The following is a 12,839-nucleotide window of genomic DNA, read 5'->3' as shown; positions in this document are numbered from 1 at the left end:
CGCCCCCCTCAGCCCGCGGCCACGTCGTAGTTCACGAACCGGCGCGAGAGCCAGTAGACGAGGCCCGCGAGCGCCATCCCGGCGGCGAACAGCAGCACCGCGAGCGCGGAGGCGTAGCCGAGCGAGGCGTAGCTGAAGGCGTTCTTGTACAGGTAGAGCATGTAGAAGAGCGTTCCGTTGTCCGGGCCGCCGACGCCGTTGGTGAGCACGTACGCCTCGGTGAAGACCTGGAGGCCGGAGGAGATGCCGGTGATGAGGTTGAAGAGGATCACCGGGCTCAGGAGCGGCAGCGTGATGGAGAAGAACTGCCGGACCTTGCCGGCGCCGTCGATGCGCGCCGCCTCGTAGAGCGTCTCGGGGATGTTGCGCAGCCCCGCCAGGAAGATGAGGGCGGCGTTGCCGGCGGCGAGCTGCGCCATCAGCACGATGACGGTCTTGGCGCTGGTCGGCCCCCCGAGGAGGTTGGTGGACTCGCCGCCGAACAGGCCCAGGAGCTGGTTGAAGACGCCGAACTGCGGGTTCACGAACACCACGAAGATGAAGGACATCGCGAACGCCGGCACCAGTGAGGGGATGTACAGCGCGGTGCGGTACCAGGCGACCTCCTTGACGTCGCGGTTCATGGCCAGCGCCAGCACGATCGCCACCACGAGGCCGATCGGCACCGCGAGGAGCACGTAGTAGAGCGTGTTGCCGACGCTGGTCGCGACGAGCGGGTCGCGGAACGCCGTCGTGTAGTTGTCGAGGCCCACCCACACGGGCGTCGTCATGCCCGAGTACCGGGTCAGGCTGATGACGGCGGAGTAGGCCAGCGGGTAGAGCACGAAGGCGATGACGCCGACGATCCACGGCGAGATGAACAGCAGGCCGAGCCTCAGCGCTCGGCGCTCGCGCAGGGTGGTGCCGCCGGGCCGTCGTCGGCGCGGTGGGGGTGCCTGTGAGGTGCCGGACGAGGCCCCGGGTGGTGTGCCGGGTGCGGCACCGGGCGGTGCGGTGGAGCCGGGCGGGGTGGGGCGTGCTGCGGTCGCAGCGCCGCTGGCGGCGGTGGCCGCCCTGGGCGCGATCGAGTCGACCATCTCGATCCTCCTGTACGTCGTCGTACCGGGGGCGAGGAGCCGCTGCTGGACCCCTCACTCTGCGTCGACCGTAACCCTTTCTTCCATCCACTTGAAGAACCCGTCGCGGTCGTGTTTGGGTGGGTGCGTCCGCATTTCACCGGTGAAACGGATCCGCACCGTGCCTTCTGCCCCTGGAAGTCGATCACTGCGCGTAGCCGTCCTCGGCTACTGGCACGTCCACGCCGACGACTACGCGCAGACCGTCGTCGCCCACCCCGGCACCGAGCTGGTGGCCGTCTGGGACGACGACGCCGAGCGCGGCCGAGCCGCCGCCGAGCGCCTCGGCGTGCCCTTCGAGCCCGACCTGACCGCGTTGCTGTCCGAGTCCGGCGCGGAGGGGGTCGGCCCCGTCGACGGGGTCACCGTCACCACCTCGACAGTGGCGCACCGCGAGGTCATCGGGGCAGCGGTGCGCGCCGGCAAGCACGTCTTCACCGAGAAGCTGCTGGCGCCCACGGTCGCCGAGTGCGAGGAGCTGCTCACCGAGGCCGAGCGCACGGGGGCCGTCGTCGTCGTGTCGCTGCCGCGGCTGTACGAGGGGTACACCGCCGCGGTGCGCGACGTCGTCGAGAGCGGCCGTCTGGGGTGCATCACGTACGCCCGGGTGCGGCTGTCCCACGAGGGGGCCGTCACCCGATGGCTGCCCGACAGGTTCTTCGACCCCGCGCCGTCGATCGGCGGCGCGCTCACCGACCTGGGCTGCCACCCCGTCTACCTGGTGCAGCTGCTGCTGGGCGCCCGCCCCGAGCGCGTCACCGCGACCTACACCGCGGTGACGGGTCGCGACGTCGAGGACAACGCCGTCGTCGTCGCCTCCTACCCGAGCGGGGCGATCGGCGTGGTCGAGGCGGGCTTCGCCTCTCCCACCCCGTTCACCATCGACGTGTTCGGCACCGAGGGCACCGTCAGCTGGACCGACACCCCCCGGCGCCTCACCGCCACCGGCGCGGCGTTCCACTCGCAGGACGACGGCGGCGGGAGCGGCTCCCCGGTGGAGCTGCCCGTGCCGGAGGACTCCCCCGGCGCCTTCGCCCAGTGGGTCGACCACATCTCCGCCGGCACCCGCGCCGACGACAACACCGCCCGCGCCGTCGAGCTCACGCGCCTGGTGGTGGCGGCGAACCGCGCCGCCGCCGAGCAGCGCGCCGTCGAGCTCGACTGACCCCGACGTCCCGCTCGACCACCCGCTCGACGAGGAGCCATCCCATGACCACCCAGAGCACCACCCAGGGCACCACCCAGGGCACCGGCCAGTCACTCCCCAGCGCCCCGGTCAGGGTCGGCCTGATCGGCGGCGGCGGCATCGCTACTGCCCACATCCGCGGCTACGAGGCCGCCGCGGGCCGCATCCGCATCGCCGCCGTGGCCGACGCCTTCGAGGCGACGGCCCGCAGCCGCGGCGAGGAGCTCGGCGTCCCGCACTTCACCGACTACGCCGAGATGATCGCCTCGGCGGAGATCGACGCCGTCGACATCTGCCTGCCGCACCACCTGCACGCCGACGCCATCGTCGCGGCGGCCCGCGCGGGCAAGCACGTGCTCTGCGAGAAGCCGCTCTGCCTCACCCCCGAGGAGGCGCAGCGCGTGCAGGCGGCGGTGCAGGAGGCCGGCGTGACGCTGATGTGCGCGCACAACCAGCTGTTCCTGCCGGCCGTGGCGACGGCGAAGGCCGTCATCGAGTCGGGGACGCTGGGCCGGGTCTACGAGGTGCGCACCACCGACAGCTTCTTCAACGACTTCGACCCGGAGAACATGGGCTGGCGCGCCCACGCCGCCACCAGCGGTGGTGGCGAGCTCATCGACACCGGCTACCACCCCACCTACCTGATGCTGCACCTCGCGGGCGGGGTCCCCGTCGAGGCGGTGGCGATGCTGTCGACGCACCGCCTCAAGTTCATGGAGGGCGAGGACTCCGCCCAGGTGCTGGTGCGGTTCGACAACGGCGTGGTCGGCCAGCTGGTCACCAGCTGGGCGTACGCGGCGGCCCCGGGCACCGAGCGCTTCTCGGTGGTCGGCGAGCTCGGGTCGCTGACCTCCGACGGCACCTCGCTGCGCTACGACCTGCGCGACGGGGCGAGCAAGACGCAGGAGTTCGAGTCGGTCGACACGTTCTCCGCGGAGATCGCGGCGTTCGCCGACTGCCTGCTCACCGGCACCCGGCCGATCCACACCGAGGTCGAGGGCATCGCGGTGCTCGGCACGATCCTCGCGGCGTACGAGGCGGCCCGCGAGCGCCGCGTCGCCGAGGTCATCCGCGCCTGACCCCACCCCCTCCCCCACCGTGATCATGGGCGTTGGCCACCCCGGGGTGACGGACGCCCATGATCACGGTGAGAGGGTCTGGAGGTGGGTGCGGTGGGGCAGCCGATGATCCGGGCCGAGGGGCTCGTCAAGGAGTTCACCCGGCCCGTCCGCAGGACCGGTCCGCTGGCGGGGCTGCGCTCGCTGGTCACCCGTGAGCGCGTCACCACCCGCGCCGTCGACGGCGTCAGCTTCACCGTCGAGCGCGGCGAGCTGGTCGGCTACCTGGGCCCCAACGGCGCCGGCAAGTCGACCACCATCAAGATGCTCACCGGGGTGCTGGTGCCCACCTCCGGCACCGTCGAGGTCGACGGGCGGGTGCCCTGGAAGGACAGGACCCGCAACGCCCGCGGCATCGGCGTCGTCTTCGGCCAGCGCACCCAGCTGTGGCACGACCTGCCGCTGCGCGACTCCTTCGAGCTCGTGGCGAAGCTCTACGGGCTCGACCGCCCGGACTACGAGCGCGCCCTGGGTCGCTTCACCGAGCTGCTCGACCTGGGCGAGTTCCTCGACACCCCGGTCCGCGGCCTGTCGCTGGGGCAGCGCATGCGGGGCGACCTCACCGCCGCGATGCTCTACGGCCCGCCGCTGCTGTACCTCGACGAGCCGACGGTCGGGCTCGACGTCGTCGCCAAGGCGCGCATCCGCGAGTTCGTCGCCGAGACCAACGCCGTCGACGGCACGACCGTGGTGCTCACCACGCACGACCTCGTCGACGTCGAGCGCCTGTGCCGCCGCGTGCTGCTCATCGACCACGGCGAGGTGCTCTACGACGGCGACCTCGCGGCGCTCCGACGGCGGTACGTGCCCTACCGCGACCTCGTGGTCACCCTGGCGCGGGAGGACGACGGACCGCTGGTCGCTCCCCCGGGGACGACGGTGGTCGAGGAGCCTCGCACCGCGCGCGCCGGCACCGGGGCGAGCGACGCCGCCCGCGTGGTGGCGTTCCGGTTCGACCCCGCGCAGACGCCCACCCCCGCCGTCGTCGCCGCGGTCACCGCCGAGCACGAGGTGGTCGACCTGGACGTCACCGACCCCGACCTCGAGGCCGTCATCGCGGAGATCTACAGCTCCGGCCGGGTCCGGGCGTGACGTCCGCCGCTCAGGTGGTGGCGCTCGTCGCGATCGGACGCCAGGCGGTGCGCAGCGCGCTCGCCGTCCGCAGCGAGGTGCTGGTCAGCGCGGTGGCGGTCCTCGTGCGGGTGGTCCTCGTCGTCCTGGTGTGGCGGGCCGTGTACGCCGGGGTCGACGAGGTGTCCGGCGTCGACGGCCCGACGGCGGTCGCCTACGCCGTCCTCGGGGCCGTGTTCACCAACGTGCTCAACCCGTTCTGGCGCTCGAGCCTGGAGATGAGGGTGCGCCAGGGGCGCATCGCCGTCGACCTGCTGCGGCCCGTCGGCCTGGTGCCGCAGACGCTCGCCCAGCAGGTGGGGACGACGGCGGCGGCCGTCCCGCGCTGCGTGCTGGCGGTGCTGCTGGCCCTCGCCATCGGTGCGCTCCGGGCACCCGCCGGCGGGGCGCTGGGACTGCTCGCCTTCGTGGTGAGCACGGCGCTCGGCATCGCCGTGGCGCTGCTGTGCAACCTGCTGGTGGCGATGACGGCCTTCTGGACCCTCGAGGTGGGCGGCGCGCTGATGGTCTACCGGGCGGTGGCGCAGTTCGCCTCGGGCGCGCTCATCCCCCTGTGGTTCATGCCCGGGTGGCTGCGCGGCACCCTCGAGCACCTGCCCTTCCAGGCCCAGGTGTTCACGCCGTTGTCGGTGTACTTCGGCGCGCTAGGCGGCGGCGACCTCGCGGCGGCGCTCGCCGTCCAGGCGCTGTGGGTGGTGCTGCTGGCGCTGCTCGCGCAGCTGGTGTGGTCACGGGCGCTGCACCGGGTGGTGGTCCAGGGTGGCTGACGAGGCGGGCGAGGCGGTCGGCGTGGCTGCCCCGGCCGTCCGCGCGCCGTGGCGGCCGCAGCTGCAGGAGGTCTCCCCGCTGCGCGCCTGGTGGGTGCTCATGGCGGCGTCGCTGAAGGTGGTGTTCGCCTACCGCAGCAACCTCGTGAACACCGCGCTCGGCTCGGTGGCGCTGCAGGGATCGCAGCTGCTGTTCGTCGGGGTGCTGCTGCACCGCTTCGAGGAGGTCGGCGGGTGGGGCTTCGGCGAGGTGGCGCTGCTGTTCGCCATGCGGCTGTGCGCCCACGCGGTGTGCACCGTGCCGTTCGGGCAGCACTCGGTGATCGACTTCCTCATCAACGAGGGCGACTACGACCGGCTGCTCCTGCGCCCGGTGAGCCCGTTCCTGCAGCTGCTCGCGTGGCGGTTCAACCCCGGCTCGCTCGGCGACCTCTCGCTCGGCGTGGTGGTGCTGGTGGTCGCGGCGCAGCTGGCCCCGGTGGACTGGACGCCGGGCACCGTGGTCTTCCTCGTGCTGACGATCGTCGCGGGCGGTCTGGTGGAGGCCGGCGTGCAGTTCGCCCTCAGCTCGCTGAGCTTCAGGCTGCGCGCCACGTGGTCGCTCAAGGTCACGGTCGACACGACGTTCGCCGACTTCGGCCCCTACCCGCTCGGGGTGTTCGGCACCGTCGGGTCGCTGGCGCTGACGTTCGTGCTGCCGCTGGCGTTCATCGCGTACCTGCCCGCGACCGCGCTGCTCGGCCGCACCGACGAGCTGCTGCTCCCGGCGCGGGCGGCGTACTCGTCGCTCGCGGTCGGGCCGCTGCTCTTCTGGGCGGGGTACCGGGCGTTCGTGCACCAGTCGCGCCACTACGACTCCCCCGCCGGCTGACCCTCCCCGCCGTGATCATGGGCGCTGGCCACCCCAGGGGTGGCGGAAGTCCATGATCACGGTCGGGAGGTGGCGACGGACAGGGTGGGGAGCCGGCCCGCGGCCACGTCGCGGAGCGTGGTGAGGGTCCGCTCCGTCGTCGTCGCCCAGTCGAAGTCGGCGGCGCGCCGGAGCCCCGCGGCGGAGAGCGCGGCCGCGAGGGCGTCGTCGTGCGCGACCTCCTCCACGGCACGGGCCATCGAGCCGAGCTCGGTGATGTCGACGAAGCGCGCGGCCCCCGCGCCGACCTCCGACAGCGACGGCGCGTCGTTCGCGATGAGCGGGGTGCCGAGCGCCATCGCGTTGAGCGCGGGCAGCCCGAACCCCTCCAGCGACGAGCCGTGCAGCAGCGCCACCGCGCCGGCCACGAGGTCGCGCAGCGCGTCGTCGTCGACCCGCCCGAGCACGACGACGGCGTCGTCACCCTCCTCCGCGAGGATCCGGTGCGTCTCCGGCTGGTCGGCGTTGACGAGCACCAGCGGGAGCTCGCGGCGCGGCGCGGCCGGGAGCAGCTGGTGCTCGCGGACGAGGAGGCGCAGGTTCTTGCGCCAGTGCGTCGGGCTCACCGCGACGACGAACCGGCCACCGGCGGGCAGCCCCAGCCGCCGCACGGCGCGGGCGCGGGAGGCGTCGCGGTCGACGTGGCCGACCGCGACGGTGGGCCCCAGGAGCGTCACGACGACGCGCGCCGGGTCGACGCCCCACAGCTCGACGACGTCGCGCGCGGTGCTCTCGGAGATGGCGAGGACGGCGTCGGCGCGCTCGGCGTCGGGGCGGCCGCGGTCGACGTAGAGCGCCCGGTTCTCGGGGCTGAAGCGGTCGGGGTGGTGCACGAAGGACAGGTCGTGGACCGTCAGCACCCGCGGGACGGGCGAGGGGTCCGGCAGGAAGAACGCCGGGGCCCAGACGACGTCGACGTCGTCGGCGGCGCGCTCGAGGGCGCGGGGCAGCTCGCCGTCGTACCAGTGGGCGGTCCGCTCGGTGCGGCTCGAGGACTCGGCGACGGCGACCCGCTCGACGGCGGCGACGTCGGCGAGCACCTCGGGAGCCCACCACGGGTGGTCGGGCGAGAAGAGCGTGGTGGGGGTCTGCGCGGCCAGCCCGTGCGCGAGCCGGGTGGAGTAGTCGACGAAGCCGTCCATGCCCAGGACCGGCGCGAACCAGTCGACAGCGACCCGGGGACCTGACGTCGTCGTCATGATCGGCACGCTACCCGCGGTCCCGGGCTGCGTCAGGATGGCGGCGTGAGCACCGAGCGCGTGCAGGCCTTCCTCGACGAGCACCTCCCCGGCGTGAGGGTGGTGGAGCCCGACGTCGACACCCCCACCGTCCAGGCCGCGGCCGACGCCCTGGGCGTCGAGCCGGGGCAGATCGCCAAGACCCTGGCGCTGCGAGCCGGTGAGCGCGTGGTGCTGGTGGTCGCCCGCGGCGACGCCCGCCTCGACAACGCGAAGTTCAAGGCCCGCTTCGGCGCCAAGCCCCGGATGCTGCCGGGCGAGGAGGCGCACGCGGTGACGAGCCAGCCGGTGGGCGGCGTCAGCCCCTTCGGGCACCCGGAGCCGCTGGAGGTGCACTGCGACGAGTCGTTGCGAGCCTTCGACGTCGTCTACCCGGCGGGCGGGAGCCGCCGGTCTGCGGTGCCGCTGACCCCGGCGCAGCTGGCCGGGCTCACGGGCGACCGGTGGGTCGACGTGACGAGGCCGCCGGAGGGCTGACCGGCGCAGGGTGGGGGAGGCCCATGATCACCATCGGAGAGCGCTCCGGGACTCCATGATCACGGCGGGGGGTCAGTCGCGGTCGGGGTCGCGGTGCAGCGCGAGGAACAGCGACACCGGGGCGCCGTCGGGCGTCGGGGGGCGTGTGGCGAACTCGTCGAGCACCTCGTCGAGGCGTCGCTGGAGCTCGGCGCGGCCGTCGTCGTCCAGCCGCAGGCCCAGTCGCGCGACCTGCAGCTCGGGGTCGGGCACCGCACCCGTGGCGGGAGTGGTCCCCGCGGGGCGGTCGGCTGCGTCGTCGTCGCCGAGGAGCACGGGCAGGGTCTGGGTGAACGCCTCGACCATGGCCCGCGCCGAGCGGCGCTCGTCGAGCACCCACGACTTGCGCGTGGCCCGGTAGGGCACGCTCCGGGCGCCGCGGCGGCCGCGGGTCGAGGGCATCGGCTCGAGGAACTCAGACGCCACCAGCGTGCGCACGTGGTGCAGCGCGGTGGCGGCGTTGAGGCCGAGCCGCTCGGCGATGGCCGCGTTGGTCATCGGGGTGTCGGCGCACATCCGCAGGATCCGCAGGCGCACGGCCGAGGCCAACGCCTTCGCCTCGGTGTCGGTCGGGGTGCGCCGTCCCGTCGGTGACGCGAGCCCCGACTGCCCGGCGGGCGGCGGTAGGGGGACGGCGAACGGCAGGGTCTCCGCTGCTTCCACGCGAAGACACTAACTCCGGGTCACCGCCGCGGCACGCGTTGCGACGAAGTCGACACCGCTGGTCAGCAGGTCGTCGACGCCTCCGGGATCACCAGCGCTCGCGCAGCCACGCCAGCGCCGCCGCGCCCTGGGCCGCCTGGAAGGCCCGCAGCCGCGGCAGTCCCTCTGGCGCTGGCTTGCGGGCAGCGTCCAGGAAGTACCCCGCCATGCCGGCCAGGACCGTGGTCACCGCGTCGTCGTCGCCCGGGTGGTGCCCGTCGAGCAGGGCGTCGGCGTCCACCGCGGGGTCCCACAGCTTGGCGTTGACCAGCAGCCCCAGTGCGTCGGTGAAGGGCGCGCCCCGGCCCGCGTGCGGCCAGTCGACCACCACAACCTCGCCCGAGGCTCGGATCAGGAGGTTGTCGGCCCGCACGTCGGTGTGGAGCAGCTGATCACCCGCGAGGGCTGCGGGGCACCTCCGCCCCAGCTCGACCAGATCGCCGAGGTGGTCTCGCGCCCACGGGTCGAGGTCGGCGACGGGGTCGGTCTCCAGGCGGGAGAAGCCGTCGAGGTCGTCTCTGAGGTCGTTCGCAGCGGTGGGCAGGCGCTGGGCCAGGCCGCCCGTGGGGGTGTGGGCGCTGACCTGGGTGAGCGCCGCCAGCGAGGCGTCGAGCTCGTCGCGGCGTCAGGGCAGCTCGGGCGTGCGCCCGTCGACGTCCTCGGTGACCAGCGCCAGCCACCCCGCTTCCTCGACCACCGCCAGCAGGCGCGGTACCGGAAGGTCACTCGGAAGCAGCGCCAGCACCTCGGCCTCGCGCCGGTGCAGGTCAGCAGACCCGGGGTGGCGGACGGCGTCGACGGCTTTCACGAAGGCGCGCCCCCCCGCTGAGGTCAGCACGCGGTCAGCAGATCCGGGTGAGAACCCCCCGGCCTGCGAGCTCGCCGCCACGACCGGTGATCCGAGCACGCCGATGACGGCGCTGCGCAGCTCCCCCGGGAGGTCCCTCCACGGCGGCCTGCCGCCTCCTTCGCCCTTCACGCGCCCAGGCCGGCCGAGTCGGACGGTCGGCCGCCACCCCCGTGGTGCGACCCCGCGGGGTGGCGAGCGCCCATGATCACGGTCGGCGGGTGCGGGTCAGCCGGTGCGGGGGCGGGCGGTGGGGACGACGGCGACGGGGCCGGGCAGCAGGCGGGCCCAGCCGACGCCGGTCCACACGTGGCTGGCGCGGCCGGTCCACGCCCCGCAGGTGAGGTGCAGGACCTCGTCGGCGGGGACGTCGGGGTCGAGGAACAGGTGTCCGGGCAGCGGCTGCTGCACGACCTCCAGGGCGTGGGCGCCGCGGCCGGGCACGCTGGCCAGGCGGGTGGGCGGCAGCTCGAGCGTCGGGGCGGACCCGACGTCGGTGCTCGCCTGGCTGCGCGCACGGCGGACGCGCGGGATGCGCGGGACGCGGGGGGTGCGGTCGGAGCGGGTCACGCGGTGACTGTAGGTCGCACTCGGTGATCGTCGCGGGCGATCGACACCAAAGCGCAACGGAGGGCGACCGGGTGTCACCCTCCGCTGAGGCGCCGGTCGAGCAGCTCCTGCAGGGCGATCGAGTCGCCGTCGCGCCCGCCGCGGCCCCACACGAGCGGGGGGTCGCTCGGCTGCAGGCGCACCCCGCACAGCCGTGCGCCGAGCTTCTCCGTGCCGCTCAGGAGCACCGCGAGGAGGTAGAACGCGCCGTCCTCACCGACCCCGGCACGACCGTCGCGGCGGAGCACCCAGCCGGTGACGCCCGTGCGGTAGCGGGTGCCGGCGGCGTCGACGGCGCGCAGCTCCTCGGTGGGCAGACCGGCCGCGCGCGCCCTCTCGACGAAGTCGGCGACCTGCTCGCGCGCCCGCTCCACCTCGGCGGCCTCGGCGCGGGCCAGGCGGTCGGCCTGGGCCCCCGCGGCCGCGCGACGACGGCGCACCCACTCCTCGTCGAGGCCGTGGCTCGCGGGCACCCCGCCGTCACCACCCACCGCACCGCCGTCCGCGCCACCACCGTCGACCACGTCGCCCACTCCCCCAGTCTCCCCCACGGAGGACACCCGGGAAGGGGCCCTCCACCTGCGGTGTCGCCGATCACCGACCGCTGCCAGAATGCCACCGGCACCGCACCGCGACGGTCTTAGAGCGGCCCCCCGCAGCGGTGCCGCCAGTCGCGAGGAGGCCACGATGCAGTGGTTCCAGTGCCGTTCCTGCCGGCGGTCCACCCCGGTGTCCCGCGTGAGCGGGTGGGTGCAGCAGTGGTCTGCCGGCCACGTCAGCTACTTCTGCGCGCAGTGCCGCGACGTGCCGGCGGGCCAGGCCGCCCAGGCCCCGCCGGTCCGCCGCGAGTACTTCGTCGACGAGCACGGCCTGGTGCGCACCCGGCCGGTGCGGGCCGCCGCGTCCTGACCGGCGGCCGTCTCCCCCGCCCGCCCCCGAAGAAGATCGCGCACGACCCTCCAGGTGGGGGCCCAGCCTGACGATCATGCACTCGTCAAGGTCCCCCGCACGGGGGGGCTACGGCCTCGCACCCCTAGGGGCACCACCGTGAAGTCGCACCGCGCCGCGTCGAAGGACGCCGCCCAGCGAGCCCTCGCCACCGCCCAGGAGGCCGAGCAGAACGTCTCGGCCACCACCGAGCTCGTCACCGCCCTGACCCTCGCGAGCACGACCGCCGAGGCCGTCGACACCGCGCTGGAGCTGGTGCGCGACCGCTTCGGCTGGGCCTACGGCTCCTACTGGGAGCTGCACGAGGCCGGCGCCAGCCAGCCCGTCCTCCGCTTCGCCCGCGAGTCCGGGCAGGTCAACCGGGAGTTCCGCGAGGCCACCCTGGCCGCGACCTTCGCCCGCGGCACCGGCCTGTCGGGGCGGGCGTGGGCCTCCGGCGACGTCGTGTTCGTGCCCGACCTGGGCCAGGTGACCGACTGCGTGCGCGCCCCCGCGGCCACCCGCGCCGGGGTGCGCTCGGGCGTCTGCTTCCCCATCACCGCGGCCGGCGCAGGCGGCCTCCGCACCGTCGGCACGATGGACTTCTTCACCACGGAGAGCGTGACCCTGTCGCCGCAGCGGATGGCCACGCTTCGCGCCGTCGGCGTCCTCGTGTCGCAGGCGCTGCAGCGGGTCCGCAGCGCGCAGGACGCCGCCGAGATCACCCAGGACGTCGCCGCCTCCAGCGCGGTGCTGCGCGCCGTCAGCAGCGCTCGGAACACCGAGGACGCCCTGGCCCAGGTGCTCGACACCATCCGCACGCGCTTCGGCTGGAGCTACGCCTCGTACTGGAAGGTCGACCGCACCGCTCCCCGCCCCGTGCTGCGCTTCGTCCAGGAGTCCGGGAGCGCGGGCGAGGAGTTCCGCCGCGTCACCGCCAGCGCCACCTTCGCCGAGGGCGTCGGCCTGGCCGGCCGCGCCTGGGCCGCGCGCGACCTCGTCTTCGTGCCCGACCTGGGCAAGGTCACCGACTGCGTGCGCGCCCCCGCCGCCACCCGCGCCGGGGTCAGGGCCGGCGTGTGCCTGCCCGTGCTCGTCGGGGGCGAGGTGGTCGGCACCCTCGACTTCTTCAAGGGCGACGACCGCCCGCTCTCCCCCGGCCGCGAGGAGGCGCTGCGCAACGCCGGCTACCTGCTGGCGCAGGGCCTCGAGCGCATCGCCGCCTCCGACTCGCTGGCCAGAGCGGCGGACGCGCTGACGTCGTCGATCGGCGAGGTGGAGCGCAACGTCAGCTCCGCCACCGGCGTCGCCCAGCAGGGCGCAGCGCTGGCCGCCTCGGCCAACGAGCAGGTGGCGGGCCTGTCGACGTCGTCCGCCGCCATCTCCAAGGTGGTCGCCCTGATCTCGGGCATCGCCTCCCAGACCAACCTGCTGGCGCTGAACGCCACGATCGAGGCCGCCCGCGCCGGCGAGGCCGGCCGCGGCTTCGCCGTGGTGGCCCACGAGGTCAAGGAGCTGGCCAGCGAGACCGCCCGCGCCACCGCCGACGTCGACGCCCAGGTGGGCGCGATCCAGTCGCAGGTGGCCGAGGTGACGACGGCGCTGGGCGAGATCACCCGGGCCGTGGAGCGCATCAACGAGACCCAGCACGTCATCGGCGGGGTGCTCACCGAGCAGGCCGCCGTGACCCGCTCGATCCTCGGCTGACGCCGGACGGCGGGCGGAGCACCCGGCACGCCGGCCCGGACCACCTCCTCGGAGGCGGCCCGGGCC

Annotated in this window: 15 protein-coding genes; 8 read left to right on the top strand and 7 right to left on the bottom strand. The window is 74.3% G+C overall.

The window, feature by feature from the left end; translation table 11 throughout:
• Nucleotides 1–8 precede the first annotated feature (8 nt).
• Nucleotides 9–1,076 (bottom strand): carbohydrate ABC transporter permease, encoded by a 1,068-nt coding sequence (locus F1641_RS03910; RefSeq protein WP_194903080.1) that lies wholly within the window; start codon nucleotides 1,074–1,076, stop codon nucleotides 9–11.
• 160 nt (nucleotides 1,077–1,236) lie between these two features.
• On the opposite strand from F1641_RS03910, the gene F1641_RS03905 reads away from it, so the two are divergent.
• From F1641_RS03905 to F1641_RS03885, 5 genes are all read left to right on the top strand, one after another.
• The gene (locus tag F1641_RS03905; RefSeq protein ID WP_194903416.1) at nucleotides 1,237–2,280 is read left to right on the top strand and encodes a Gfo/Idh/MocA family protein; all 1,044 of its coding nucleotides are present in this window, start codon (nucleotides 1,237–1,239) and stop codon (nucleotides 2,278–2,280) included.
• A gap of 44 nt (nucleotides 2,281–2,324) precedes the next feature.
• On the top strand, nucleotides 2,325–3,380 hold the full coding sequence (locus tag F1641_RS03900) for a Gfo/Idh/MocA family protein (RefSeq protein WP_194903079.1): 1,056 nt from the start codon (nucleotides 2,325–2,327) through the stop codon (nucleotides 3,378–3,380).
• A gap of 105 nt (nucleotides 3,381–3,485) precedes the next feature.
• Nucleotides 3,486–4,511, top strand: coding sequence for an ATP-binding cassette domain-containing protein (locus F1641_RS03895; RefSeq protein ID WP_194903374.1), 1,026 nt, complete (start codon nucleotides 3,486–3,488; stop codon nucleotides 4,509–4,511).
• On the top strand, nucleotides 4,508–5,317 hold the full coding sequence (locus F1641_RS03890) for an ABC-2 family transporter protein (protein ID WP_206690446.1): 810 nt from the start codon (nucleotides 4,508–4,510) through the stop codon (nucleotides 5,315–5,317). The genes F1641_RS03895 and F1641_RS03890 overlap by 4 nt, the downstream gene beginning before the upstream one ends.
• 22 nt (nucleotides 5,318–5,339) lie before the next feature.
• Entirely contained in the window at nucleotides 5,340–6,188 is an 849-nt protein-coding gene (locus tag F1641_RS03885; protein ID WP_194903078.1) for an ABC transporter permease, read from the top strand.
• A gap of 56 nt (nucleotides 6,189–6,244) precedes the next feature.
• Here F1641_RS03885 and F1641_RS03880 read toward each other — a convergent pair whose 3' ends face one another.
• Nucleotides 6,245–7,426, bottom strand: coding sequence for a glycosyltransferase family 1 protein (locus F1641_RS03880; protein WP_194903077.1), 1,182 nt, complete (start codon nucleotides 7,424–7,426; stop codon nucleotides 6,245–6,247).
• 45 nt (nucleotides 7,427–7,471) lie between these two features.
• Here F1641_RS03880 and F1641_RS03875 point away from each other — a divergent pair, with 45 nt between their 5' ends.
• Nucleotides 7,472–7,942 carry a YbaK/EbsC family protein gene (locus tag F1641_RS03875; RefSeq protein ID WP_194903076.1) on the top strand — a complete coding sequence of 157 codons (471 nt, stop codon included), beginning with the start codon at nucleotides 7,472–7,474 and terminating at the stop codon, nucleotides 7,940–7,942.
• A gap of 72 nt (nucleotides 7,943–8,014) precedes the next feature.
• Here the strand turns inward: F1641_RS03875 and F1641_RS03870 are convergent, their stop codons facing one another.
• The 5 genes from F1641_RS03870 to F1641_RS03855 all read right to left on the bottom strand — a co-directional run bounded on the left by F1641_RS03870 (nucleotide 8,015) and on the right by F1641_RS03855 (nucleotide 10,672).
• Nucleotides 8,015–8,644: a transcriptional regulator gene (locus tag F1641_RS03870; protein ID WP_206690445.1), complete on the bottom strand. Its 630-nt coding sequence runs from the start codon at nucleotides 8,642–8,644 to the stop codon at nucleotides 8,015–8,017.
• Nucleotides 8,645–8,732: 88 nt separating this feature from the next.
• Entirely contained in the window at nucleotides 8,733–9,284 is a 552-nt protein-coding gene (locus F1641_RS19670) for a phosphotransferase (protein ID WP_206690613.1), read from the bottom strand.
• Between the two features lie 24 nt (nucleotides 9,285–9,308).
• The gene (locus F1641_RS19665) at nucleotides 9,309–9,662 is read right to left on the bottom strand and encodes a hypothetical protein (RefSeq protein WP_206690444.1); all 354 of its coding nucleotides are present in this window, start codon (nucleotides 9,660–9,662) and stop codon (nucleotides 9,309–9,311) included.
• A 96-nt stretch (nucleotides 9,663–9,758) separates the two neighbouring features.
• The gene (locus F1641_RS03860) at nucleotides 9,759–10,100 is read right to left on the bottom strand and encodes a hypothetical protein (protein ID WP_194903075.1); all 342 of its coding nucleotides are present in this window, start codon (nucleotides 10,098–10,100) and stop codon (nucleotides 9,759–9,761) included.
• Nucleotides 10,101–10,174: 74 nt separating this feature from the next.
• A complete protein-coding gene (locus tag F1641_RS03855; protein WP_206690443.1) occupies nucleotides 10,175–10,672 on the bottom strand; it encodes a hypothetical protein in 498 nt (165 codons plus the stop codon).
• Between the two features lie 205 nt (nucleotides 10,673–10,877).
• Here F1641_RS03855 and F1641_RS03850 point away from each other — a divergent pair, with 205 nt between their 5' ends.
• Together F1641_RS03850 and F1641_RS03845 are read left to right on the top strand one after the other, a co-directional pair.
• The gene (locus F1641_RS03850; RefSeq protein WP_194903074.1) at nucleotides 10,878–11,048 is read left to right on the top strand and encodes a hypothetical protein; all 171 of its coding nucleotides are present in this window, start codon (nucleotides 10,878–10,880) and stop codon (nucleotides 11,046–11,048) included.
• Nucleotides 11,049–11,186: 138 nt separating this feature from the next.
• Nucleotides 11,187–12,773: a methyl-accepting chemotaxis protein gene (locus F1641_RS03845; RefSeq protein ID WP_194903073.1), complete on the top strand. Its 1,587-nt coding sequence runs from the start codon at nucleotides 11,187–11,189 to the stop codon at nucleotides 12,771–12,773.
• Nucleotides 12,774–12,839 lie beyond the last annotated feature (66 nt).

The sequence above is a fragment of the Quadrisphaera sp. INWT6 genome, from assembly GCF_015390235.1.
In the GTDB taxonomy this organism is placed as follows: domain Bacteria; phylum Actinomycetota; class Actinomycetes; order Actinomycetales; family Quadrisphaeraceae; genus Quadrisphaera.
Note: the sequence above shows the minus strand (reverse complement) of the source record. Positions and strands in the feature narration are given on the sequence as shown.

What these genes read in the sequence shown, in the direction of transcription:
- F1641_RS03910 (WP_194903080.1), bottom strand. Translation starts at nt 1,076, where the DNA reads ATGGTCGACTCGATCGCGCCCAGGGCGGCCACCGCCGCCAGCGGCGCT.
- F1641_RS03900 (WP_194903079.1), top strand. Translation starts at nt 2,325, where the DNA reads ATGACCACCCAGAGCACCACCCAGGGCACCACCCAGGGCACCGGCCAG.
- F1641_RS03895 (WP_194903374.1), top strand. Translation starts at nt 3,486, where the DNA reads ATGATCCGGGCCGAGGGGCTCGTCAAGGAGTTCACCCGGCCCGTCCGC.
- F1641_RS03880 (WP_194903077.1), bottom strand. Translation starts at nt 7,426, where the DNA reads ATGACGACGACGTCAGGTCCCCGGGTCGCTGTCGACTGGTTCGCGCCG.